Genomic DNA, 25,112 nt, shown 5'->3' with positions numbered 1-25,112 from the left:
TCGAGGCAATGGACAGTCCACCACCCGCGTACAGATGTCCTACGGCGAGATCGTCGCGTCCTGCGGCCCCGGCGACTCTTCTTGCGACACGGTAGGCAGTTCATGCGGCGCCACGTCCACCGACACCGAGATCGTGCTCGATGTCGAATCCGTGTAGATCACTCCACGGAGCGGCGGAACATCATCATAGTCACGTCCCCACGCGACTGTGACGTGCCTCTCATCCACGAGCTTGTCGTTGGTGGGATCGAACGCGATCCACTGCCCTCCCGGGACCCACACCGCCGCCCACGCGTGGCTGGCGTCGGCACCGACGACCCGTTCGCGGCCGGGCGGCGGATCGGTCGCCAGGTAGCCCGACACGTACCGCGCGGCAAGACCGTTGGCGCGCAGGCAGGCGATCGCGACGCGGGCGAAGTCCTGACAGACACCCTCGCGACGCTCCATCACCGTCGCGACGCGCGTGCTCACCGCCGTCGACCCCGACTTGTAGGTGAAGTCCCGGTTGATGCGCGTGGTGAGATCCCCGACCACCTCGATCAGCGGTCGACCCGGGGTGAACACCGGGGCCGCGTACTCCCGAACGGCGTCGGTGATCTCGGGCGGGAAGAGATCGAGGACGAACTCCCGCGCGTCGGCGTCGCCGCTCGCGGTGGGCCGGGCGTGCTCCCACGGGGCCACGGCGGGTCCGGTGCCGATGAGGTCGGGGTCGATGGGGTCGACGTCGACCAGGGACGACCCGGTGACCTCGAGTCGGTGGTGCGGGGTCCGTACGTGGAAGTAGATGTCGGCGTTGCCGAAGATGTCGGTGCCGGTCGACCGGTCGGCCGGTTCGGGGTCGATGGTCACCTCGGCGGAGAGAACCCGCTGGCCGGGCATCGCGCGCGGCAGCAGGAAACATCGACCGAACGATGCGCTGACCACGTCGGCGTACTCGTAGGTCGTGCGGTGGGTGACCCGATAGCGCCGCGTCGACACCGACTCGACCGCGGGGGCCCTCACGGTGCGTCCACCGTGCCGCCCCACAGCGGCTGGATGTCGCGGGGAGGTGCGAAACGGGTGCGGCCGAGGACGTCGGACACCTCGCGCACCCCGCGGGCCAGGGTCGTCATCAGGTCGGCGAGGTCGGAGCGGCGGTCGGAGTCGTCGACGGCGGCCAGATCGGCGGGATCGACGCGACGCAGTTCGGCGATCAGGTCCTCCACGGTGCGTTCGACCGCGGCGGAGCGGATCTCGTCGGGCAGCGACACGAAGTCGTCGCGCACCCGGCCGAGCTGGTAGATCATCGAGCGCGGGTTGGTCTCGTCGAACATCGCCAGGACCAGCACCGACCGCAATCGCACCACCCCGCGGTTGCGACGGCGGTAGATGACGGCCGATTCGTTGGCGACGAGGAACGCCTCGAGCAGCGCCTGCTCGATCTCAGGGTCGTGAGCGTCCACCAGCGTCGTGCGCGTGATGTCGGCGAGCACCAGCGCCCGCTCGATGCGTCGTCCCGCGTCCATGAACAGCCACCCCGGGTCGTGCACCATCGACTCGGCCTGCAGACCCGCGAGCGCCAGCAACCCGTGCAGCATCGCCTCGTGGGCGTGCGCGAGGTCGTCGACGTCGACGCTGCTGTCGTCGGGCGCGTCGGCGGCGACGGTGTGGGCGAGATCGGCGAGCGCCCGTTCGATCGTGCCCAGCACCATCCAGGTGCTCGTCGACATCTGGTCACGTGCCGCGCGCGCTGCGGCGACCAGGCGGTCGACGGCGTGGGCGATCGAGCCGGGCGTCGACCGCGACATGGTGAGTCGACCGAGTGCGGCGAGCGCGAGGGTCGCGTCGCCCACGGTGGTGTGCCCGGAGTCGACGGGGGGCAGCGGCCCCAGCCTGCCCGCGGTGGCCGTGGTCGTGGCCACGCCGGCCAGGAACAGCGGCAGGGCTCCGGTGCCCGGCATCCAGGGTCGGTGGTCGCGGGCCTGGTAGCGCTCGCGGGCGACCGCGGTGAGGCGCACGGTGAGCTCGGCCCGTTCGCCGTAGCGGCCGAGCCAGAACAGGTCGGCCAGCACACGCGGCGAGGTCGCCGACCGGTCGACGCCGAGTCCGGTGGTCGGAAGCGACACCGGCTGCACCGATTCCGTGACACGGGTGGTGTCCCCGACCCCGTCGGCGTTGGTCACCCAGACGTCCTTGGCGGCCACGGCCCGCATCGTCGACCCGGCCGGTCCCGGTTCCAGCACCTGCCCGAGTCCGCCGGGCATCACGCTGTACCCCGAACTCGACGACACCGCGAACGTGCGGATCGCGACCGGTGCGGCGCGCAATCGCATGCCGGCGCCCGGCGCGGCCGGGGCCATCGACGGGGCCACCGAGAACCCCTCGGGGCGGCGGGCCACCCACTGCCAGGGGTCGGCGTCGATGCGGTCACCGACGGTGTCCCGCTGCGCCGACGACAGCTCGGGTCCGAGGAACTGTTCGCCGGTGCGGACGTTGTCGATCACGAGCTCGAGAAGATCGGCGCGGATCTTCGATCGGTCGAGATCGTCACCGGCCCAGAAGGTCTCGACGGGGCGCAGCAGCAGGTCCTCGTCGAGCAGTGCCCGGGCGAGACGCTCTTCCACGGTGTGCAGCGCGGGGTTCTCGAGGACCCCGCTGCCCAGGGTGTTGACGACGGTGACGCTGCCGCGCGCGATCGCCTCGACCAGTCCCGCGACCCCCAGCCGTGAGTCGGTGCGCAGGTCGAGCGGATCACAGAACGCGGCGTCGACGCGCCGGAGGATCACGTCGACGCGTTTGAGACTGCCCAGCGACCGCATGTAGACGACGCCGTTGACGACGAGCAGATCGGCCGACTCCACCAGCGGGAAGCCCAGTTGCGAGGCGACGTAGGCCTGGTCGAACGCGGTCTCCGACAGCGAGCCCGGGCTGAACACGACCACCGTCGGGTCGTCGACGCCGGGCGGGGCGTGGTCGAACAGGGCGAGACGCAACGTGCCGGCGAAGGTGGTCATCGCCCTCGGCCCCACGCGACCGAACGCCCCCGACAGTGCGCGGGAGGTGAGGCGACGGTCGGCGATGGCGTACCCGATACCCGACGGGGCCTGGGTGTGATCGGCCCACACCACCGGCGAGCCGTCGGCGGTGCGCCCGACGTCGGTGGCGTGCAGGAACAGTGCGTGGGGGCCGGGGTTGCCGAGACCCGCCGCCTTGCGGATGTAGCCGGGATGCCCGAACACCATCTCCGGCGCGACGAGGCCCGAGGTGAGTGTCCGACGTTCGCCGTAGATGTCGACGAGCAGTCGGTCGAACAGCAGCGCGCGTTGCGCCACCGCGGATTCCAGGGCCGCCCACTGTCCGCCGTCGACGACGAGCGGCACACTGTCGAGCTCCCAGAGCTGTGCCGGTTGCGGCGACGTGGTCGGCGACGCCACTCGATCTCCGGTCGGGGTGTAGGTGATGCCCTCGTCGGCGACCATGGTCCGCAGACGGGTCGCGGTGCGCGTCAGGCCGGCCTCACCGGTGCGCGCGACGCCGTCGACGAGGCCGTCCCAGTGGGGACGCACGGCACCGTCGGCGTCGATGAGTTCGTCGTACGGGATCGACGCGTCGGCGCCGCCACCCCGTATGCGATCGGGGTCGAAGAGTCCGAAGCGGTCGGATCGATACCGATCGACCACGGCCGAGACCTGCGCGGGTCGCCCGGAGGGCGGCGAGGGTGGGTGCACCGAGGTCACCGCAGGACCGTACGCGCCCGCCGCAGGTCGAGGATCGTCGGCACGCCGAGGTCGGTCGCGAGGCGTGCGGCCATCTCGCGCAGCGCCGCGGTGTCGACCGGGCCCGGGGTGTGGCCGATCGCCTCGAAACGGCCGTTGCGCCGCGATTCGGCCTCGACGGCGTTGACCGGCGGCCGCTCGTAGGCCCGGCCGCCCGGATGGATGACGTGGTAGGTCGCACCGCCCACCGACCGGCCCGAGAACGTGTCGACCATGTCGAACACCAGCGGTGAGTCGATCCCCACCGTCGGGTGGAGCGCGCTGGGGGGCTGCCAGGCCCGGAACCGGATGCCCGCGACACGTTCGCCGGGGCGACCGGTCGGCGTCAGCGGCAGCGGGAAACCGTTGCAGGTGAGGATGAACCGGTCGTCGTCACTGCCCTGTACCCGTACCTGCACGCGCTCGATCGACGAGTCGACATACCGGGCGGTGCCGCCGGCGGTCGACTCCTCGGCGAGGACGTTCCACGGCTCGATCGCGCCGCGCAGCTCGATCTCCTGGTCGCGGATCTGCACCGTGCCCAGGCGCGGGAAACGGAACTCGGTGAACGGGTCGAGCCATGCGGTGTCGAACTCGTGACCCGCCTCACGCAGGTCCTCGGCCACCTGCGCGATGTCGGCGATCACGTAGTGCGGCAGAAGGTGCTTGCCGTGCAGGTCGGCGCCGTGGCGGACCAGTCGACCACGGAAGGGGTGGTCCCAGAACCAGTCCACCAGACTCCGCACGAGCAACGACTGCACCATGGCCATCTGATGGTGCGGCGGCATCTCGAACGCCCTCAGTTCGAGCAGCCCGAGGCGTCCGCGCGCGGAATCAGGGCTGTAGAGCTTGTCGATGCAGAACTCGGCCCGATGGGTGTTGCCGGTGATGTCGGTCAGCAGATGCCGCAGCGCACGGTCCACCGTCCACGGGCTCGCATCACCGTCCTCGCCGGTGAGGCGGTCGATCTCGGCGAACGCGATCTCCATCTCGTAGAGCGCGCTCTCCCGCCCCTCGTCGGCGCGGGGCGCCTGCGAGGTGGTGCCGATGAACCGGCCGGAGAACAGGTACGACAGCGACGGATGGCGCTGCCAGTAGCTCAGCATCGACACCAGCAGGTCGGGTCGACGCAGCATCGGCGACTCGGCCGCGGTCGATCCACCGAGGGTGATGTGGTTGCCACCACCGGTACCGCCGTGGCTGCCGTCGAGATCGAACGACTCGGTGCCGAGTCGGGCCAGGCGTGCCTCGCGATAGATCGTCTCCAGCAGGGTCGACTGCTCGGCGAACGACGCCGTGGGCTGGATGTTGACCTCGATCACCCCGGGATCGGGGGTGACGGTGAGCGACTGTACCCGCCCGTCGGCGGGCGGTCCGTAGCCCTCGACCACCACCGGTCGACCGATCGCGGTCGCCGCGGTCTCGATCACGCTGACGAGATCGACGAACTCCTCGAGCCGTTGCGTGGGCGGGAGGAACACGTAGAGGACGTCGTCGCGGATCTCGGCGACGAGGGCGGTCCGGGGAACCGGACGGTCCTCGGGCTCGTCCTCGATGCTCTCGTCGGTCTCGGTCTCGGTCTCGTCGGTGCCGTCGGTGTCGTCGGTCACCGTGTCGTCGGCGTCGTCGGTCTCCTCCGGCTCGTCGTCCTCGTCGGCGACAGCCGGTGCGGGGGCCAGGGGTGGCGCGGTGATGCGCAGCGGAGCGGCCGGCGCCGTCGGGTCGGCCTCGAAGGTGACCGGCGCCGGACCCCACGACAGCGAGTCGAGCGGGAGTCGGAGACCCGCAGGGCTGGTGCCCGCGGTGAGCACCAGGCGACCGCGTCGGGTGGTCCAGTCCGCGCTCTCCCAGGCGGTGTCGTCCTCGGTACGGCTCACCGGCAGCACGTGCGCGGTGGGCGCGGTGACCGGTTCGTCGAGACGTGCCAACAGTTCCCGACGCGCGGCGGTCCCGTCGTCGGTCGGCGTGAGGTCGCGTCCACGTCCGCGGAATCCCGCCGTCGGGTCGTCGTCGTCGGCGTCGGGTTCGGTGGTGACCGCGGTCGGTTCGCCCTCGGGGCTGCGGAGCAGCTCGGCCAGGCGCAGCAGAGGGTCCTCGAACGCGGGCTGCACGGCGTCGCGGGTGACGCCGTTGGCGTCGGCGACCGCGGCCATGAACGCCCCGGTGACCTCGGCCGAGCCCGCGTCGGGACGGGTCACCGACGTCGACATCGACGCGGCTGCGGTCTCGGCGTCGGCCCACGGGTCGGCCAGCAGTTCCGGCTGATGCCACAGCGCCTCGCCGTCGGTGCGCCAGAGCAGACCGATCTGCCAGCGCGGCAACGGTTCTCCCGGGTACCACTTGCCCTGGCTGCGCTGCACGAGCCCGGTCGGCGCGTAGATCGGGCGCAGGCGACCGGCCAGCACCGACGCCAGTCGTCGCTTGTCGGGTCCGTCGGCGGCGGTGGTCCATTCCGGCGCGGTCTGGTCGTCGATCGACACGAACGTCGGCTCGCCACCCATCGTCAGACCGACGCCGCGCTCGCGCATGCGGGTGTCGACCACGGCCCCGAGGTCGACCACCCGGCGCCACTGATCGTCGGTGTAGGGCAACGTGACCCGCGGATCCTCGTGGAAGCGGGTGACGACGTTGGAGAAGTCCATCGTCGCGTGGCACGGGCCCGTCGCACCGGTGATCGGTGCCGCCCCGCCCGGCGACGGCGTCGCGGCCAACGGGATGTGGCCCTCGCCGGCGAACAGACCCGACGTCGGGTCCATGCCGACCCACCCGGCTCCGGGCAGGTAGACCTCGGTCCACGCGTGCAGGTCGGTGAAGTCGGCCGACGGTCCCGACGGGCCGTCGATCGACTTCACGTCGGACGTCAGCTGGACCAGGTACCCCGAGACGAACCGCGCGGCCAGCCCGAAGCGGCGCAGGATCGCCACCATCAGCCAGGCCGAGTCGCGGCACGATCCGATGGCGCTGGTGAGCGTGTACTCGGGACTCTGCACGCCGGCCTCGAGGCGGACGGTGTAGTTCACGTCGTCGCGCAGTGCGCGGTTGACCGCGACCAGGAAGTCGATGATGCGGATGGGGCCGGTCGGGCGGTGATCGGCCACCCACTGCGCAACGGTGGGGCTGTCGTCGTCGCCGACGTCGCCACCACCGACGCTGTGGCGGCCGGGCGTGGTGTCGGTGACCGGTCGCAGATAGGCCTCGAGGTCGGTGCGCATCGCGTCGGGATAGGTGAACCCGAAATCCTCGGCCCAGTCCTCGATGAAGAAGTCGAAGGGGTTGATCGAGGTGAGGTCGGCGACCAGACCCACGGTGATGCTCAGCGACGTCGTCGGCTCCGGGAACACCAGCCGCGCCTGATAATTCGCGAATGCGTCCTGCTGCCAGTTCACGAAGTGACCGGCCGGCTCGACGGAGAGCGTGTACGCCTCGATCGGGGTCCGGGAGTGCGGTGCGGGGCGGAGTCGGACCACGTGGGGATACACCTTCACCGGCCGGTCGAAGGAGTAGCTCGTCCGGTGTTCCAGTGCCACCTTGATGGTCAACGCCGTGTACCCCTGTCCGTCACCTGCGGCCGCGTCGCGAACCGACGCCCCGCAGACGATCCCATCACAGATCCGGGGTCGTCGCCGCGCGCCGACGGGCCAGCAGACGGTGCACCGCGAGCACGCAGACCCCGGCCACCACGATGCCGACCATGTTGACCGCGAGCTGTGCCGTCGACTCCGCCGCGACGCGCCACTGACCCAGCGTCGCGGCCACCACCGCGTACCCCGCGGCGGGCACGGTGGTCACCGAGATGAACACCCCGACCAGTGCGGCCGACTTCGCCGACACCAGGGAGAGCATCCCCGCGGCCCCGGCGAGGATCGCCACCACCAGCGAGAACGGTCCGACCTGGTAGATGAAGTCGACCTGGTCGGCGGAGGTCACGTCGGTGATGTCGACCGTTCCGGTCGCCTCGCCGAGGACGGCGGCGAGGCCGGTGACGACCATGGCGACCGGGAACCCGAGGAGCAGCGCGTAGACCGATCGGCGCGCGAGGTCCAAGCGACGCCGGACGAACCCGACGGCGATACCGGCGAGCGGTCCGAACTCGGGCCCGACCACCATGGCGCCGACGACGGTCACCGGCGAATCGGTGATGACACCCACCGCGGCGAGCAGACACGCCAGGGTCAGAAACGTGACGAAGGTGACGCTGAGCGTCGCGTCCTCACGCGTCCGACGGGTCAGTTCCTCCCAGATGATGGCGTCGTCGGGGTCGCCCGGCGCGTCCTTCTCCGCACGCACGGCCGCATCGGAGATCACCGTGTCGAGCGGCTCCATGGTGATGGCGCCGTCGTGGGTGAGCCCCAGAGCGAGCAGGTCGTCGAGGACGTCGTTGACCGCCTCGCGGGTGATGTCGGCCTCCACCAGATCGCCCGCCGGTTCGACCGCCGCACCCGGATGGACGATCAGGTGGGTGACACCGACCGCCTCACGCAGCAGGGTCACCACGTCGCCGGCGCAGTGGTCCGGCGCGATGATCCGCAGGTGCAACACGGGGGGAGTGTCGATCAGGAAGTGGCGGGAGGCGGCGTCTGCGCCTGCGCCGCGGGCTTCGGCGGCGGTGCGTCGATGCCCGACTCCTTGCGTTGCGCGGGGGTGATCGGTGCGGGGGCCTCGGTCAGCGGGTCGACGCCGCCACCGGACTTCGGGAAGGCGATGACCTCGCGGATCGACCCCTCGTGGGCCAGCAGCGCGGTGATGCGATCCCAGCCGAAGGCGATGCCGCCGTGCGGCGGCGCGCCGAACGCGAAGGCGTCCAACAGGAATCCGAACTTCTCCTGCGCCTGCGCGTTGTCGATGCCCATGAGCGCGAACACACGCTCCTGCACGTCGCGGCGGTGGATACGGATGCTGCCGCCACCGATCTCGTTGCCGTTGCAGACGATGTCGTAGGCGTAGGCGAGTGCCGAACCCGGATCGGCCTCGAGGTTCTCGAGCGACTCGGGCTTGGGCGAGGTGAACGCGTGGTGCACCGCGGTCCAGGCACCCGAGCCCACGGCGACGTCGCCGGTGGCGGTCGCGTCGGCGGTCGGCTCGAACAGCGGGGCGTCGACGATCCAGGTGAAGGCCCAGGCGGCGGGATCGATGAGGTCGAGCCTGCGGGCGATCTCGCCGCGTGCGGCGCCGAGCAGCGCGCGCTGCGCCTTGGTCGGTCCGGCGGCGAAGAACACGCAGTCGCCCGGCTTCGCGCCGACGTGGGCGACGAGCCCGTCGCGCTCGGCATCCGACAGGTTCTTGGCGACGGGTCCGCCGAGCGTGCCGTCCTCGCCGACGAGCACGTACGCGAGGCCCTTGGCGCCGCGCTGCTTGGCCCACTCCTGCCAGGCGTCGAGCTGGCGACGGGGCTGACTCGCCCCGCCGGGCATCACGACGGCGCCGACGTACTCGGCCTGGAAGACACGGAACGGGGTGTCGGAGAAGAACTCCGCGCACTCCACCAGTTCGAGGTCGAACCGCAGGTCGGGCTTGTCGCTGCCGTAGCGGCGCATCGCCTCGGCGTAGATCATCCGCGGGATCGGGGTGGGCACGGTGTACCCGATGAGCTCCCACAACGACACCAGGATCTCCTCGGCCAGGGCGATCACGTCGTCCTGGTCGACGAAGCTCATCTCCACGTCGAGCTGGGTGAACTCCGGTTGCCGGTCGGCGCGGAAGTCCTCGTCGCGGTAGCAGCGGGCGATCTGGTAGTACCGCTCGAGGCCACCGACCATCAGCAGCTGCTTGAACAGCTGTGGGCTCTGCGGCAGCGCGTAGAACGACCCGGGACGCAGGCGTGCGGGCACGAGGAAGTCGCGGGCACCCTCGGGGGTGGAACGGGTCAGGGTCGGGGTCTCGACCTCGACGAAGTCACGGGCACCGAGAACCGCGCGGGCGGCGGCGTTGACCTTCGAGCGCAACCGGATGGCGGCGGCGGGGCCCTCACGGCGCAGGTCGAGGTAGCGGTACTTGAGGCGCGCCTCCTCACCGGGGGACTCGTCGAGCTGGAACGGCAGTGCCGCCGACTCGTTGAGCACGGTCAGTTCCGAGGCGTTGATCTCGATGCCGCCCGAGGCGAGGTTGGCGTTCTCACTGCCCTCGGGGCGGGTCTCGACGACCCCGGTGACCTGCACGCAGTACTCGGCGCGCAGGCGATGGGCGATGTCGGCGACCTGTTCGTCGCGGAACACGACCTGCACCAGGCCGGAGCTGTCCCGCAGATCGATGAAGATCACCCCGCCGTGATCACGACGACGCGCCACCCATCCGACGACGGTGACGGTCTCGCCATCGTTGTCGGCTCGCAGAGATCCGGCGAAATGGGTGCGCAGCACGGGCTTCCTCTCATGGAAAAAGGTGACGCCGAGGGTCGCCTCGACGGTCGTGATCCTACGTAGGATCATCCTCCGAACACGAATGCGTTTCGCAGTCGTGCGCAGCCGACAGGAGAGCGATGACGTTCCAGGGTGACGGTCCACTCGACACCAGCGGGGTCTCCGGCGGCGGTGGCGGCGGACGTGGCCGCATCGCGCTCGGCGGCGGTGCCGGCCTGATCGTCGCGATCGTGGCGGTGCTGTTCGGCGTGAATCCCGGTGACATCCTCGGCGGTGACGGCGGTTCGACGTCCAGCGTCTCGTCCGGGTCGTCGGGGACGAACACCGGCATCCAGAGCCAGATCGACAGCTGCACCATCGCCAAGGCCAACACCGACACCATCTGTCGGATCGTCGCCACCACCAACAGCCTCGACAAGGTGTGGCCGACCCTCGTCGACGGGTACACCAAGCCCAAGACGGTGATCTTCGCCGACGCGATCACCACCGGGGGCTGCGGTTCGGCCACCTCCGCGGTCGGACCGTTCTACTGCCCCGGCGACAAGACCGCGTACTTCGATCCCACCTTCTTCACGACGCTGTCCGATCAGCTCGGGGGCAGCAACGCCCCGCTGGCCCAGGAGTACGTCGTCGCCCATGAGTTCGGGCACCACGTGCAGAACCTGCTCGGCACCATGGACCAGGCCCAGCGACTCGGATCCCGCGGTGCCACCTCGGGTTCGGTCCGCCTCGAACTGCAGGCCGACTGCTACGCCGGCGTGTGGGCCGAACACGCCGACAAGGGCCCCGACGCGATGCTGGAACCGCTGACCAGTGAGCAGATCGGGGACGTGATCACCACCGCGAAGGCGATCGGCGACGACACCCTCTCGGGCCGCAACGACACCGAGGGATGGACACACGGCTCAGCCGAACAGCGCGTGCGCTGGTTCACCACCGGCTACCGCTCCGGCGACCCCGCGAGCTGCGACACCTTCTCCACCAACCGCCTCTGAAACCTCAGTTGGGCGCGTAAAGACGCCTGTTGGGCACGTAACGACCCCGGTTGGGCACGTAACGACCCCGGTTGGGCACATAAAGATGCCAGTTGGGCACGTAACGACCCCGGCTGGGCACGTGACGCGCCGGCTGGGCTACGCGGCACGCGACGGAGCGATCCGGTGCCCAACTGGCATCTTTACGTGCCCAACTGCGGTCGTTACCTGCCCAACTGCGGTCGTTACCTGCCCAACTGCGGCCGGTCTGATTGCATGGGCTCATGACCGGTCCCGAGACGCCCCGCACCTCCACCGCCATCGACGCGATCGCCGACGATTTCCTCGCGCGTTCGTGTGCCGGCGATCCGGTGTTCTCCACCCTCACCGGCGTGCGCGGCAACGACCACGCACTCACCGACTACTCCCCCGACGCGATCGCCGAGCGGTCGGACCTGGCGCGCGAGGCCCTGCGCGCCCTCGCCGCAGCGACCCCGGTCGACGACGTCGACCGGGTGACCGTCGCGACGATGACCGATCAGCTCGGCCGCGGACTCGCCGTCGACGACGCCGGTCTCCGGGTCGGCGAGGTCAACGTCATCGAGTCGCCGCTACAGGCGATGCGGGACGTGTTCGACCTCATGGGCACCGACTCCGGCGAGGATCGATCGGTCCTGCTGTCGCGCGTTCGCGCCATCCCGGAGTGCGTCGACTCGATCGTGGCCGGTCTGCGCCATCGGGTCGGGCACGGCGAGCCCGTGGCACGGCGTCAGGTCGAGCTCGTCGCCGCCCAGTCGGGCGAGGCGGTCGACGCCATCTGGACAAACGTGGCCACCGCGCTCGCCGGATCGCCCACTTTCGCCGAGGACTTCGACCGCGCCCGACCGGCGGCCGCCGAGGCCTTCGACCGACTGCGCGAGGTGCTCACCACCGAGGTGCTCCCGAACGCCGTGGAGCGCGACGGTGTGGGCCGCGACCGCTACCGGCTGCACTCGGCGGAGTTCGTGGGTACCGACATCGATCCCGACGAGTCCTACGCCTGGGGCCTCGACCACCTGCAGTCGATCGTGGCCGAGCAGGAGACACTGGCCGAGCAGATCGCACCCGGTGCCGGGATCGCCGGTGCGCTGGCCGCCCTCGACGACGACCCGCGGTACCAGATGACCGATCGCGACGCCTTCGTCACGTGGATGCAGGATCTCTCCGACCGGGCCACGAGCGGACTCGCCGGGGCCCACTTCGACATCCCGGACGGTCTCACCGCGCTCGAGTGCCGTCTCGCGCCGTCGGCGGTCGGGATCATCTACTACACGATGCCCAGCGAGGACCTCACCCGTCCCGGCCGCATGTGGTGGTCGGTGCCGCCGGAGCAGACGGTGTTCCACACCTGGCAGGAGACGACCACCGTCTTCCACGAGGGTGTGCCCGGCCATCACCTGCAGTTGGGCCAGGCCATGATCAGCCCCGAACTGAACCGGTGGCGCAAACTGGCCTCGTTCACCTCCGGGCACGGGGAGGGCTGGGCGCTCTACGCCGAACGACTGATGGACGAACTCGGCTGGCTGACCGACATCGGCGACCGGATGGGGATGCTCGACTCGCAACGTCTGCGCGCCGCCCGCGTCGTGGTCGACATCGGCGTGCACTGCGGGTTGACGGCCCCCGACTCGGTCGGCGGCGGCATCTGGGACGCCGACAAGGCGTGGCGGTTCCTGTGCGACGCGGTGGCGATGGACCGCAACGTGCTGCGCTTCGAGCTCAACCGCTACCTCGGCTGGCCGGGCCAGGCGCCGTCGTACGCACTGGGGCAGCGGGTGTGGGAACGCACCCGCGACGACTACCTGCGCGCGAACCCCGACCGGACACTGCGCGACTTCCACTCGCGCGCACTGCGATTGGGCGGGGTGAGCCTCGACGTGCTCCCGGGCGGCGTGGCCGGGACCATCGACTAGGGCGTTCTCAGCCGACCGTGGCGACCACGTCGTCGACGACGGTGCCGATGGCGACGGTGCGCTGGGACCCGTCGGCGAGATCCTTGATCTCGATCTGACCCGACTCGAGTTCACGATCGCCGAGCACCAACGCGAGTCGCGCGCCCGACCGGTCGGCACCCTTCATGGCGCCCTTGAGGGCCCGACCGCCGTAGGCGATGTCGATGCTGACGCCCTTGGACCGCAGTTCGCCCGCGATCACGACGAGACGGTCGAGCGCCGCCTCCCCCATCGGGACGCCGTAGACGCGACACCGCGCCGAGGTGGTGTCCGGGACAGCCTCGGCGTCGAGGGCGAGGACCGTGCGGTCGACGCCGAGTCCGAACCCGATGCCCGAGAGTTCCTGCTTGCCGCCGAGCTGACTCATCAACCCGTCGTAGCGTCCACCGCCACCGATGCCCGACTGCGCGCCCAGCCCGTCGTGGACGAACTCGAACGTCGTCTTCGTGTAGTAGTCGAGACCCCGCACCAGCCGCGGGTTGACCTCGTAGGCGACGCCGAGTCGATCGAGGTGGCCCCGCACGGCCGCGAAGTTGTCGCGCACCGAATCGGAGAGGAAGTCGATCATCAACGGGGCGTCGGCGGTGGCCGCCTTGATCTCGGGTCGCTTGTCGTCGAGAACACGCAGCGGGTTGATCTCCGCGCGCCGACGGGTCTCGGGGTCCAGGTCGAGGCCGAACAGGAACTGCTGCAACGCCTCCCGGTAGGCGGGACGGCAGGTGTCGTCGCCGAGGGTGGTGATCTCGAGACGGTAGCCGCGCAGGCCACAGCGGCGGAACCCCTCGTCGGCGACGGCGATCACCTCGGCGTCGAGAGCGGGGTCGTCGACACCGATGGCCTCGACGCCGACCTGCTGCAGCTGGCGGTACCGGCCGGTCTGCGGCTTCTCGTAGCGGAAGAACGGGCCGTGATAGCTCAGCTTGATCGGCAGCTGCCCGCGGTCGAGCCCGTGTTGCAACACCGCCCGCATGACCCCGGCCGTGCCCTCGGGACGCAACGTCACCGAGCGGTCACCGCGGTCGGCGAAGGTGTACATCTCCTTCGACACCACATCGGTCGACTCCCCCACACCCCGCGCGAACAGCGCGGTGTCCTCGAAGACCGGCAGTTCGATGTGGGAGTAGCCGGCCAGTCGCGCCGCACGGATCAGCTCGTCGCGGACGGCGAGGAACCGGCTCGAGTTCGGCGGCAGATAGTCGGGGATGCCACGCGGCGCCTGGAACACAGAGCTCACAGTCCGTGTCGTCCTTTCCTCGGTCCGTTCTCGGCGCTGTCGTCGACGCCGGGCAGGCCGGCGAGGAACGGGTTGACCGCCCGCTCGCGACCGACACTGGTCTGCGGCCCGTGTCCGGGCAGCACCTGGGTCTCGTCGCTACGGGTCAACAGCGTGGTGGCGATGCTGCGGAGCAGCTGCTCGTGATCGCCCCCGGGCAGATCGGTACGCCCGATCGACCCCGCAAACAGTACGTCGCCGGAGAAGCAGACCGGTAACGTGCCGTCGCCGGTGTCGGCGAGGGTCGACAGCAACACCGACCCCCGTGTGTGGCCGGGCGCGAGATCGACGTCGAAACCGATCCCCGCCAGGTCGACCGGCTCGCCGTCGACGAACTCGATCACCTTCTCCGGTTCCCGGAACACGATCCCGCCGATGACCGACGACAACGCCGGCCCGATCCCCGACGCCGGATCGGCCAGCATGTGCCGGTCGGCGGGGTGGATGTAGGCCGGGATCGAGTACTCGTCGCACAACACCGCGGCGTCCCACGTGTGGTCGAGGTGACCGTGCGTGAGCAGCACCGCGACCGGTGTCAGGGAGTGCTCGGCGAGCAGGGCGCGCACGCTCGCCGCCGAGTCCTGGCCGGGGTCGATGATGACGGCCTCGGAACCGGGACGGTCCGCGACCACATAACAGTTGGTCGCGAACATCCCCGCGGCGAAACCGGTGATCAACAACGTCTGCTCCTTCGGTCGATCGGTACATCATCGCAAAGGCCCCTGTGAACGGTGCTCTCCCGCCGCGGCCATGGGACACGCCCGGCGCCCGCGCCCACCCCTGAGAGGTGTTCACAGGGTCGGCTGGCAGACTCGCAGGCGGCAGAGGTGGCTGACGTCACCTCCTCACGAGCCGTGCGTCGACGACGCACACGGCGTCCCAGTGGTCATCGATGGAGGTATCGCGGCTGTGCCCAGCGACCCAACCGGCAAAGACAACGCTTCGGACAACACGTCGAACGAACCCGAGGTCGGCGGTGAGCAGATGACCAACGAGCAGCGTCGGGCCGAGGCCAAGCGCAAGCTCGAGCACCGGCTCGGGACGCAGCAGGCCGCCGCGCGACGCCGCAAGATCATCGTCGTCACCACCTCCGTGGTCGTCGCCGTGGCCGTCATCGCCACCGTGGGCACGTTGGTCACCAACAAGGTGCTCGACGATCGTGAGAAGGCCCGCTACACCGCGTGCGCCTACACCCCGACCCCCGCCGACGCGAACCCGTTCTCCCAGCCGCCGCAGATCCCGCCGAACCTCAGCGGTGAGCAGTTGGCCCGGGCCAAGCAGTTCGTCGCCGACTTCACCGCGGGCAAGTCCAAGCAGCGCACGGCGAAGATGCCGGCCGACCGTCAGCTCAAGAAGGGTGATCTCACCGCGACGCTGACCACCAGTCAGGGCACCATCCCCATCGAGCTCGATCGGGCGTCGGCGCCGTGCAACGTGGCCGCCGTGGCCTCGCTGATCGACCAGAAGTACTACGACAACACCGAATGCCACCGGATGACCGAGGGCGGCACGGGCAAGATCGCCGTGTTGCAGTGCGGCGACCCGACCGCGACCGGCGCCGGCGCGCCCGGGTGGACCAGCCCCGACGAGTTCCCCACCGATCTCAAGGCCGTCCCGCAGGACCCGCAGATGGCGTCGCTGGGTGTGCCGGCCTCGGTGGTCTATCCCCGAGGCACGGTGGCGATCGCCAACAGCTATCAGCCCGGTCAGGGCGGCCAGGCCTCGGGCGCGAACACCGGTTCGGCGCAGATGTTCCTGGTCATCAACGACAGTGAGCTCCCGGCGAACTACAGCGTCATCGGCAAGGTCGACGACGCCGGGCTCGCGGTGCTCGACAAGGTCTACAAGGGTGGACTCACGCCGGGCATCCGACCCTCGCAGGATCCCAACACCGGCGCGGTCACCTACGCACCGACGCCGGGCGACGGGAAGCCGAAGCTGGCCGTCGAGATCGAGAAGGCCACCGTCAGCTGAGCGGTCGCGGCGACCGGTCGACCCCGCGGTCGGACCGGTCGACGCGCGCCGCTAGGACGCCGACGTCACGCGGTAGACGTCGTAGACACCCTCGACGTTGCGCACCACGTTGAGCACGTGGCCGAGGTGCTTGGGGTCACCCATCTCGAAGGTGAACTTGGAGATCGCGACACGGTCGCGGCTCGTCGTCACCGATGCCGAGAGGATGTTCACCCGCTCGTCGGCGAGCACGCGCGTCACGTCCGACAGCAGCCGGGACCGGTCGAGCGCCTCGACCTGGATCGCGACGAGAAACACCGACGACGGTGACGGCGCCCAGGTGACGTCGATGATCCGCTCGGACTGCTGTTGCAGCGCATCGGCATTCGTGCAGTCGGTGCGGTGGACGCTGATGCCCCCACCGCGGGTCACGAACCCGAGAATCTCGTCGCCGGGCACCGGCGTACAGCACTTGGCGAGTTTGGCGACGACACCTTCGGCACCGGGCACCAGGACCCCGGCGTCGCCGGTCTGTCGGGTGCGCGTCGGCATCGTCGACGGCGTCGACCGTTCGGCCAGTTCCTCCTCGGCGTCGTCGAGGCCTCCGAGTGCGGCGACCAGTCGACCGACGACGTGGCGGGCCGACACGTGGCCCTCGCCGATGGCGGTGTACAGCGCCGAGACGTCGGCGTAGCGCAGTTCGGTCGCGATGGAGCCCACCGACTCCGCACTCATCAACCGCTGCAACGGGAGTCCGCCGCGGCGGACCTCCTTGGTGATCGCGTCCTTGCCTGCCTCGAGCGCCTCCTCACGACGCTCCTTGGCGAACCACTGACGGATCTTCGTCTTCGCACGCGGCGAGACCACGAAGCCCTGCCAGTCGCGCGAGGGCCCGGCGTTGGGCGCCTTGGAGGTGAACACCTCCACCACCTCGCCGTTCTCCAGCGTGCGTTCCAGCGCGACGAGGCGACCGTTCACGCGGGCACCGATGCAACGATGTCCGACCTCGGTGTGCACCGCGTAGGCGAAGTCGACCGGGGTCGAACCGGCGGGCAGCGTGATCACGTCACCCTTGGGTGTGAACGCGAAGATCTCCTTGACCGCGAGGTCGTAGCGCAGCGACTCGAGGAACTCGCCGGGGTCGGCGGCCTCCCGCTGCCAGTCGAGAAGCTGACGCATCCAGGCCATCTCTTCGATCTCGTTGGCGTCGTCGACGTGCTTGGCACCGTTGCGGCCGCGGGTCTCCTTGTAGCGCCAGTGCGCGGCGATACCGAACTCGGCGGTGCGATGCATGTCGCGGGTGCGGATCTGCACCTCCAGCGGCTTGCCCTCCGGACCGATCACGGTGGTGTGCAACGACTGATAGACGCCGTACCGCGGTTGGGCGATGTAGTCCTTGAACCGGCCCGCCATCGGCTGCCACAACGAGTGCACGACACCGACGGCGGCGTAACAGTCCCGGATCTGCTCACACAGGATGCGCATGCCGACCAGGTCGTGGATGTCGTCGAACTCCTTGCCCTTGACGATCATCTTCTGATAGATCGACCAGTAGTGCTTCGGGCGTCCCTCGACGGTGGCGTCGATGCGGGATCCGTTGAGCGTCTTGGTGATCTCGGTGCGCACCTTCGCGAGGTAGGTGTCGCGCGACGGGGCGCGGTCGGCGACGAGGCGCACGATCTCCTCGTAGCGCTTCGGGTGCAGGATCGCGAACGAGAGGTCCTCGAGTTCCCACTTGACCGTCGCCATCCCGAGCCGGTGGGCCAACGGCGCGATGACCTCGAGGGTCTCGCGGGCCTTGCGGGCCTGCTTCTCCGGCGGCAGGAACCGCATGGTGCGCATGTTGTGCAGCCGGTCGGCGACCTTGATGACCAGCACCCGCGGATCGCGCGCCATGGCGATGATCATCTTGCGGATGGTCTCGGCCTCGGCGGCGTTGCCGAGGGCGACCTTGTCGAGTTTGGTGACGCCGTCGACGAGATGGGCGACCTCGTCGCCGAATTCCGCGCCCAGCGCTTCGAGGCTGTAGCCGGTGTCCTCGACGGTGTCGTGGAGCAGCGCCGCGACCAGGGTGGTGGTGTCCATGCCGAGGTCGGCGAGGATGGTCGCCACGGCGAGCGGGTGGGTGATGTACGGGTCGCCGGACTTGCGGAACTGACCGTCGTGGTACTGGTCGGCGATTTCGTAGGCGCGCTGCAGCACCGCGACGTCGGCCTTGGGGTACAGATCGCGGTGCAGGGCGACGAGCGGCTCGAGGACCGGACGGATCGGGTTGCGGGTGGCGGTCATCCGGCGCGCGAGGCGGGCGCGCACGCGGCGCGAGGTCGACGATCCGACCGGCGTGGAGGTGCTCACCGCGGGATGGGGGTCGGTATCGGTGGCGACGTCGAGCGACGCCCCATCGGTCTCGCGCACGTCGGGCTGATCGGTCACACGCACCTCCTCGACTCGCCGACGGAACACCGTCGTCCGGTGGTCGCGGCGCTGGTGGCGATGGTAGTCCTCAGCCGGTGGTGAGCGCGGTCAGCGTCAGATCCGGGTGCGCCGAGGTGACCGCGGCACGGCCGGGCAGACCGTCGATCTCCATGACCACCGCCGCCGAGGCGACGATCGCACCGGCGTCGAGCAACAACCCGATGGCCGCGTTCAGGGTGCCGCCGGTGGCGAGCACATCGTCGACGACGAAGACCCGCCGCCCGCGCAGGTCGATGCCGTCGGCCGGGATCTCGAGCGACGCCGAGCCGTACTCGAGGTCGTAGGTCGCCGAGTGGACCGGCGGCGGCAGCTTGCCCGCCTTGCGGACCGCCACCACACCGAGACCGCTGTGCAGCGCGATCGCACCCCCGAGGAGGAACCCGCGGGCGTCGATACCGGCGACGAGGTCGACGTCACCCGACACCGAGGCCAGTGCGGCGGTGACCGACGCGAGACCGGCCGGGTCGGCGAGCACGGGCGTCAGGTCCTTGAACTGGATACCGGGCGACGGGAAATCGGGCACCAGTCGCGTGTGGTCGGCGATCGCCGTCCGTGCGCGTTCGATCGTCTCGGTCATCGGGTTCGGCGACGCTTGCCGGACGGGCGATCCTCCGAGCCGGCCGACCGGGACGTGGCCGACGCGGTGGCCAGCTCCGGCTCGGTGAGACCGGCGTCGATGCGCACCCGGCGCGCCAGGACCTTCTCGGTGTGCTTCTTGATCTCGCCGCGACGCTCCTTGAGTGTGACCAGCAGCGGGGTGGCGAAGAAGATCGACGAGTAGGCACCGACCACGACACCGACGAGCTGGATGAGGCCGAGGTCCTTGAGCGTGCCCACACCCAGCAGCCACACGGCCACGATCATCAGCGAGATGATCGGGAGCACCGAGATGACCGTGGTGTTGATCGATCGCATCAGCGTCTGGTTGACGGCGAGGTTGGCCTGCTCGGCGTACGTCCGGCGGGTCGTCTTGAGGACCGCCCGCACGTTCTCCTCGACCTTGTCGAACACCACCACCGTGTCGTAGAGCGAGAAGCCCAGGATGGTGAGCAGGCCGATGACGGTCGCCGGGGTCACCTCGAAGCCGACGAGCGAGTAGACGCCGGCGGTGCAGACGATGTCGAAGATCAGCGAGGCCATGGCCGCGGCCGACATCTCCCGGTCGAAGCGGACCGCGATGTAGATCAGGACGATGACGAGGAACACCGCGAGCGCGATGAGCGCCTTCTCGGTGATCTCACCGCCCCAGGTGGAGCTGACGTCGGAGGAGTTGATGTCGTCGGCGGTCAGCTGAGGGCCGAACCGTTCGACGAGTGCGGCGGTTATCTTCTCGGTGTCGGCCTGCGACAGCGTCGAGGTACGGATCTGCACGGTCGCGCTCGATCCCGACCCGGCGGTCTGCACCGTCTGCGGGTCGGTGCCCATGGCGTCGGAGAACGCCTTCTCGACCGCCGAGGTGGAGGTCTGCGGGGTCGAGGCGAACGAGATCTGGGTACCGCCCTCGAAATCGATGCCGAGGGTGAATCCGCGGAACACGATGCTCAGCACGCAGATCAACATGATCACGGCGCTGACGATGTACCACATCTTGCGTTTGCCGACGATCTCGAACGCGCCGGTGCCGGTGTAGAGGCGACTCAGCAGCGAGTGGCGCCTGGCGATCTCGTTGTTGCGGGCCTCGCTGGCGCGGTCGTCGGTGGGGGTGTCGAACCCGGTGGTGTCGTCGCTCATCAGACGCTCTCCTTCTGCGACGCTGCGGAACCGGCACCCGAGCGCGCGGCGGCCAGACGGCGTTCCTTCGCGACCTCCGAGACACCCCCCAGACCGTTGACCGATGGTTTGGACAGGAACGACGACCGACTGGCCAGCGCGACCAGCGGATGCGTCACGAGGAAGACCACGACGAGGTCGAGGATGGTCGTGAGTCCAAGGGTGAACGCGAACCCGCGGACCTCACCGATGGCCAGGAAGTAGATGGCGGCGGCGGCGATGAAGCTGACCGCGTTGCCCGACCAGACGGTGCGGCGGGCGCGGGCCCAACCGCGGGGAACCGCAGACCGGAAGCTGCGACCCTCGCGCATCTCGTCCTTTATTCGTTCGAAGTAGACGACGAACGAGTCGGCGGTCATGCCGATACCGATGATGAGGCCGGCGATACCCGAGAGGTCGAGCGTGAAGCCGATGTAGCGGCCCAGGAGGACCATGATGCCGTAGACCATGATCCCGGCGACGATCAGCGACAGCATCGTGAGGAACCCGAGCATGCGGTAATAGAGCAGCGCGTAGAGCAGCACGGCGACGAGACCGATCGCACCGGCGATCAATCCGGCGCGCAGCGACGACAGGCCCAACGTGGCCGAGACGGTCTGCGCGTCGGACGACTTGAACGACAACGGCAGCGACCCGTATTTGAGGACGTTGGCGAGGTCCTTGGCGCCGGACTGCGAGAAGCTACCGCTGATCTCGGTGGTCGGGGTGGTGATGGCGCCCTGGATCTGCGGTGCGCTCACCACGCGCGAGTCGAGGGTGAACGCGGTCTGCTTGCCGATGTTGGCGCCGGTGTACTTGGGCCAGAAATCGCGCGCGGCGTTGCGGAACTCGACCTGCACGATCCACGCGCCGCCCTGCGAGCTGGTGGTGGCGGTCGCGTCGGCGATGTCGCGGCCGTCGATGATCTGCGGCGCGAGCAGGTAGACCTGCGCACCGTCCTGCGAACACGCCACGAGGTACTGGCTGGGGTCGTCGTTGCCCTGCAGCGGGTCGGTGTTGCGCGGGTTGCAGTCGGTCTTGGCCATCTGCGCGGTCAGCTTCGACACGGCCGCCTGGTTGGCCGCGGCGTCGCCGCCGGGAGCCTGGCGCAGCGCCTTGGCGGCGGCGATCGCCTGTGCCGCGGTCTGCCCCGCCGGCGTGGGTGTCGCCTGCTGCGGGGTCGCGGGCTGCACGTTCTCCACCGGGCGGACGTAGAGGCGCGCGGTCTGACCCAGGGTCCGGGCCTGACGGCCGTCGGTGCCCGGGACGGTGATCACGAGGTTGTTGCCGTCGGTGATGACCTCGGAGCCGGAGACACCGAGGCCGTTCACGCGCTGCTCGATGATCTGCTTGGCCTTGTCGAGCTGGTCCTTCTGCGGCGCGCTGCCATCCGGCGTGCGCGCGGTGAGGGTGACCCGGGTACCGCCCTGCAGGTCGATGCCCAGTTTCGGTTCGGGCTTGCCTCCGCCGGTGAAGAACACCAGTGCGTAGACGATGACCATCAACAACAGGAAGACGCTCAACAACCGCACAGGCGGGATCTCACGTTTGGACGGTGCCACGGGTGCTACGACTCCTCGGATGGACTGTTTCGCCACCGGTTGATCCCCGGCGGCTCGCTCAGACAGGCTACGTGGCCGGCCGGGGTGGTTTCGATCAGCTGTCGCTGTCGGCCTTCTTGTCGAGCGTGATCGGACGATCGACGTCGGCGTCGAAGCCGGTGTCGTCGTCCTCGTCGAACGCGTCGGCCGGCGTGGTGTCGGCGCCGGGGAACGATCCGGCGAGATCGTCGGCGTGCACGACCTCACGGACCGCGAGGCGGTTCCAGCGCACCACGACCCCGGGCGCCAGCTCGAGGTCGACGACGCCGTCGGCGAGGCCGACCACGGTGCCGTACATGCCCGAGGTGGTCTGCACGCGGGCACCGGGCTGGAGAGCGTCCTGCATCTCCTGGACCTGGGCGGCGGCCTTCTTCTGACGGCGCACGGACAGGAACATGAAGCCGACGAGGACGACGAGGACGATCGGGAAGAGCAGTTCCATGGTGGTGGGTCAATCCTTGGTGTTGTCCGGCTGTGCGGGTGGCAGCGGCCGGGTCGGGACGGTCACCGCCGCAACTCCCACGTGTGCGTGGGGCAGACGGTGCGCGGGGGCGTGGCGGCCGCCACGCTCGAGCATCCAGTGTGCCATCTCGACGGCGGGCCCAGACAATCTTCGCCCGCCGGGAGAGAACCCGGTCGCTCCCGGGGGCGTCCGGGCGTCAGAACTCCGGGCCGAACAGCGAGTCGCCGTCGTCGCGGACCCGTACGCCGAACGAGGCGTTCAGCGCGCCCGCCGGTGGGGTGAGATCGAGATGGTGCCAGGCCGCGGCCGTCGCCACCCGTCCCCGGGGGGTGCGCGCGATCATCCCGGCCCGGACCAGGAAGGGCTCGCACACCTCCTCCACGGTGGCCGGTTCCTCGCCCACGGCGACCGCGAGCGTCGACACACCGACCGGCCCGCCACCGAAGCCCTTGACCAGCGCACCGAGGACGGCGCGGTCGAGGCGGTCGAACCCCAGCTCGTCGACGTCGTAGACCCGTAGCGCCGCACGGGCCACCTCGAGGGTGACGCGTCCGTCGCCGCGGACCTCGGCGTAGTCGCGCACCCGCCGCAGCAGGCGGTTGGCGATACGTGGGGTCCCGCGGGAGCGCCCGGCGATCTCGGCGCCCGCCTCGTGGTCGAGGCGCACCCCGAGGATCCCCGCCGACCGGGTGATGACCCGCAGCAGTTCGGAGGGCTCGTAGAACTCCATGTGCGCGGTGAACCCGAACCGGTCGCGGAGCGGACCGGTCAGTGACCCCGAGCGGGTGGTCGCCCCGACCAGCGTGAACGGGGCGACGTCGAGCGGGATGGACGTGGCCCCGGGTCCCTTGCCCACCACCACGTCGACCCGGTAATCCTCCATCGCGAGGTAGAGCATCTCCTCGGCGGGACGTGCGATGCGGTGGATCTCGTCGATGAACAGGACGTCGCCCTCGACGAGGTTCGACAGCATCGCGGCGAGGTCGCCGGCGCGTTCAAGGGCGGGTCCCGAGGTCACCCGGATGGCTGCGCCCATCTCGCCGGCGATGATCATCGCCAAGGAGGTCTTGCCCAGTCCCGGTGGCCCCGACAGCAGGATGTGGTCAGGCGTGCCGCCGCGGCCGCGGGCACCGGCGAGCACCAGTTCGAGCTGTTCACAGACCCGTGGCTGGCCGATGAAGTCGGTGAGGCTGCGCGGACGCAGGTTGGTGTCGAGATCGCCGTCGGAGGTGACGGTGAACGGGCTGACATCACGATCGTCGGTGGACGAACCGGGGTCGCCGGCGCCACCGAAGGTGTCCTCGCTCATCGCGCGCCCCGGCCGAGGGAGGCCAGCGCGGTGCGCAGCGTGCGGGCGGAGTCGGCGTCGGGTTCGTCGGCGAGGACCGCGGCCACGGCGCGTTCGGCGGCCGGCGCGGGGAAGCCCAGACCGACGAGGGCCTCGACGACCTGATCGCCGACGCTCATCGAGGCCACGACACCGGCACCCGAGTCCGGTGTCGCGCCCGTCCTGTCGACCTTGTCGCGCAGCTCGACCACGAGCCGCTCCCCGACGCGCTTGCCGATACCCGGGACCGTGCACAGCGCCTTGACGTCGGAATCGGCCAGCGCGTGCCGCAGCGCCGCGGGCTCGAGCACCGCGAGGGTGGCCATGGCGAGACGGGGCCCGACCCCGGTGACGGTCTGCAACAGTGCGAACAGATCACGCGCGTCGGGTTCGGTGAACCCGTAGAGCGTCATCGAGTCCTCGCGCACGATCATCGCCGTGAGCAGCGTCGCCTCGCTCCCCCGCTGCAACGACGACAGCGTCGACGGAGTCGCGAGAACGCGGTAACCCACACCGCCGCAGTCGATCACGACATGGTCGAGCGCGATGTGCAGGACGGGGCCGCGTACCGATGCGATCACCGTGGGGTCCTGTTCGCGGCGACCTTCGCGCGACGGTCGGCGTCGGCCGCGGCGGCACGCGCGACGGCGGCCCGGGCCGCGGCCACCTGCACCGCGGCACGGGCCTCGGCGGCGGCGAGCCGCTCGGCGATCGGACCTCGCCAGCAGTGACATATGGCCAGGGCGAGGGCGTCGGCGGCGTCGGCGGGCTGCGGCTTGGTCTGCATCCCGAGGATGCGGGTCACCATCGTGGTGACCTGCGCCTTGTCGGCGCGACCGCTGCCGGTGACGGCGGCCTTCACCTCACTGGGGGTGTGGAAGCGCACCGGGATGCCATGCTGGGCCGCGGCGAGCGCGACGACGCCGCCGGCCTGCGCCGTCCCCATGGCGGTGCTCACCTGGTTCTGCGCGAAGACCCGCTCGACCGCGACGACGTCGGGGCGGTGGGTCTCGATCCAGTGGACCGCCGCGGAGTGGATCGCGAGGAGGCGTTCGGCGAGATCCATGTCCGACGGTGTGCGCACGACATCGACGTCGAGCGCGGTGACCGCCCGGCCCCCACCGGACTCGACGAGTGCGATACCGCACCGGGTCAGGCCGGGATCGACTCCCATGACACGCACGCATTCTCCCGCCGCAGACGAACAACTGTTCGA

At 69.9% G+C, this 25,112-nt stretch carries 18 protein-coding genes; 3 read left to right on the top strand and 15 right to left on the bottom strand.

Features of this window, described 5'->3' with window-relative positions:
* Positions 1–39 precede the first annotated feature (39 nt).
* The 5 genes from TU34_RS09560 to aspS all read right to left on the bottom strand — a co-directional run bounded on the left by TU34_RS09560 (position 40) and on the right by aspS (position 10,090).
* A complete protein-coding gene (locus TU34_RS09560) occupies positions 40–978 on the bottom strand; it encodes a transglutaminase family protein (protein ID WP_045822661.1) in 939 nt (312 codons plus the stop codon).
* Positions 979–998: 20 nt separating this feature from the next.
* Entirely contained in the window at positions 999–3,716 is a 2,718-nt protein-coding gene (locus tag TU34_RS09555; protein ID WP_238981228.1) for a circularly permuted type 2 ATP-grasp protein, read from the bottom strand.
* Complete coding sequence (locus tag TU34_RS09550; protein WP_045822606.1) at positions 3,713–7,273, bottom strand: transglutaminase family protein; 3,561 nt, start codon at positions 7,271–7,273, stop codon at positions 3,713–3,715. The genes TU34_RS09555 and TU34_RS09550 overlap by 4 nt, the downstream gene beginning before the upstream one ends.
* A 64-nt stretch (positions 7,274–7,337) precedes the next feature.
* Positions 7,338–8,273 (bottom strand): DUF389 domain-containing protein, encoded by a 936-nt coding sequence (locus TU34_RS09545; protein WP_045822605.1) that lies wholly within the window; start codon positions 8,271–8,273, stop codon positions 7,338–7,340.
* Between the two features lie 14 nt (positions 8,274–8,287).
* A complete protein-coding gene (gene aspS / locus TU34_RS09540; protein WP_045822659.1) occupies positions 8,288–10,090 on the bottom strand; it encodes an aspartate--tRNA ligase in 1,803 nt (600 codons plus the stop codon).
* 119 nt (positions 10,091–10,209) lie between these two features.
* On the opposite strand from aspS, the gene ypfJ reads away from it, so the two are divergent.
* Positions 10,210–11,085, top strand: coding sequence for a KPN_02809 family neutral zinc metallopeptidase (gene ypfJ, locus TU34_RS09535; protein WP_045822604.1), 876 nt, complete (start codon positions 10,210–10,212; stop codon positions 11,083–11,085).
* Positions 11,086–11,348: 263 nt separating this feature from the next.
* Positions 11,349–13,016, top strand: coding sequence for a DUF885 domain-containing protein (locus TU34_RS09530; protein ID WP_045822603.1), 1,668 nt, complete (start codon positions 11,349–11,351; stop codon positions 13,014–13,016).
* A 7-nt stretch (positions 13,017–13,023) separates the two neighbouring features.
* On the opposite strand, the gene hisS is transcribed toward TU34_RS09530, so the two are convergent.
* Complete coding sequence (gene hisS / locus TU34_RS09525; RefSeq protein ID WP_045822602.1) at positions 13,024–14,289, bottom strand: histidine--tRNA ligase; 1,266 nt, start codon at positions 14,287–14,289, stop codon at positions 13,024–13,026.
* Positions 14,286–15,008 carry an MBL fold metallo-hydrolase gene (locus TU34_RS09520; protein WP_045822601.1) on the bottom strand — a complete coding sequence of 241 codons (723 nt, stop codon included), beginning with the start codon at positions 15,006–15,008 and terminating at the stop codon, positions 14,286–14,288. Before TU34_RS09520 ends, hisS begins: the two co-directional genes overlap by 4 nt.
* A 229-nt stretch (positions 15,009–15,237) precedes the next feature.
* Here TU34_RS09520 and TU34_RS09515 point away from each other — a divergent pair, with 229 nt between their 5' ends.
* Positions 15,238–16,302 (top strand): peptidylprolyl isomerase, encoded by a 1,065-nt coding sequence (locus tag TU34_RS09515; RefSeq protein WP_338062994.1) that lies wholly within the window; start codon positions 15,238–15,240, stop codon positions 16,300–16,302.
* Positions 16,303–16,353: 51 nt separating this feature from the next.
* On the opposite strand, the gene TU34_RS09510 is transcribed toward TU34_RS09515, so the two are convergent.
* The 8 genes from TU34_RS09510 to ruvC all read right to left on the bottom strand — a co-directional run bounded on the left by TU34_RS09510 (position 16,354) and on the right by ruvC (position 25,079).
* On the bottom strand, positions 16,354–18,636 hold the full coding sequence (locus tag TU34_RS09510; RefSeq protein ID WP_238981233.1) for a RelA/SpoT family protein: 2,283 nt from the start codon (positions 18,634–18,636) through the stop codon (positions 16,354–16,356).
* A gap of 148 nt (positions 18,637–18,784) precedes the next feature.
* Positions 18,785–19,333, bottom strand: coding sequence for an adenine phosphoribosyltransferase (locus TU34_RS09505; RefSeq protein WP_045822599.1), 549 nt, complete (start codon positions 19,331–19,333; stop codon positions 18,785–18,787).
* Positions 19,330–20,487, bottom strand: a complete 1,158-nt coding sequence (gene secF, locus TU34_RS09500) for a protein translocase subunit SecF (protein ID WP_045822598.1) — start codon at positions 20,485–20,487, stop codon at positions 19,330–19,332. Before secF ends, TU34_RS09505 begins: the two co-directional genes overlap by 4 nt.
* The gene (gene secD, locus TU34_RS09495; protein ID WP_082080097.1) at positions 20,487–22,007 is read right to left on the bottom strand and encodes a protein translocase subunit SecD; all 1,521 of its coding nucleotides are present in this window, start codon (positions 22,005–22,007) and stop codon (positions 20,487–20,489) included. Before secD ends, secF begins: the two co-directional genes overlap by 1 nt.
* Before the next feature lie 154 nt (positions 22,008–22,161).
* Positions 22,162–22,548, bottom strand: a complete 387-nt coding sequence (gene yajC, locus TU34_RS09490) for a preprotein translocase subunit YajC (RefSeq protein WP_045822597.1) — start codon at positions 22,546–22,548, stop codon at positions 22,162–22,164.
* Between the two features lie 217 nt (positions 22,549–22,765).
* Positions 22,766–23,878 (bottom strand): Holliday junction branch migration DNA helicase RuvB, encoded by a 1,113-nt coding sequence (gene ruvB, locus TU34_RS09485; protein ID WP_045822596.1) that lies wholly within the window; start codon positions 23,876–23,878, stop codon positions 22,766–22,768.
* Positions 23,875–24,477, bottom strand: coding sequence for a Holliday junction branch migration protein RuvA (ruvA, locus tag TU34_RS09480; RefSeq protein WP_045822595.1), 603 nt, complete (start codon positions 24,475–24,477; stop codon positions 23,875–23,877). The genes ruvB and ruvA overlap by 4 nt, the downstream gene beginning before the upstream one ends.
* The gene (gene ruvC, locus TU34_RS09475; protein WP_203225430.1) at positions 24,474–25,079 is read right to left on the bottom strand and encodes a crossover junction endodeoxyribonuclease RuvC; all 606 of its coding nucleotides are present in this window, start codon (positions 25,077–25,079) and stop codon (positions 24,474–24,476) included. The genes ruvA and ruvC overlap by 4 nt, the downstream gene beginning before the upstream one ends.
* Positions 25,080–25,112 lie beyond the last annotated feature (33 nt).

The sequence above is a fragment of the Williamsia herbipolensis genome (genome assembly GCF_000964005.1).
Taxonomy (GTDB): Bacteria; Actinomycetota; Actinomycetes; order Mycobacteriales; family Mycobacteriaceae; genus Williamsia_A; species Williamsia_A herbipolensis.
Note: the sequence above shows the minus strand (reverse complement) of the source record. Positions and strands in the feature narration are given on the sequence as shown.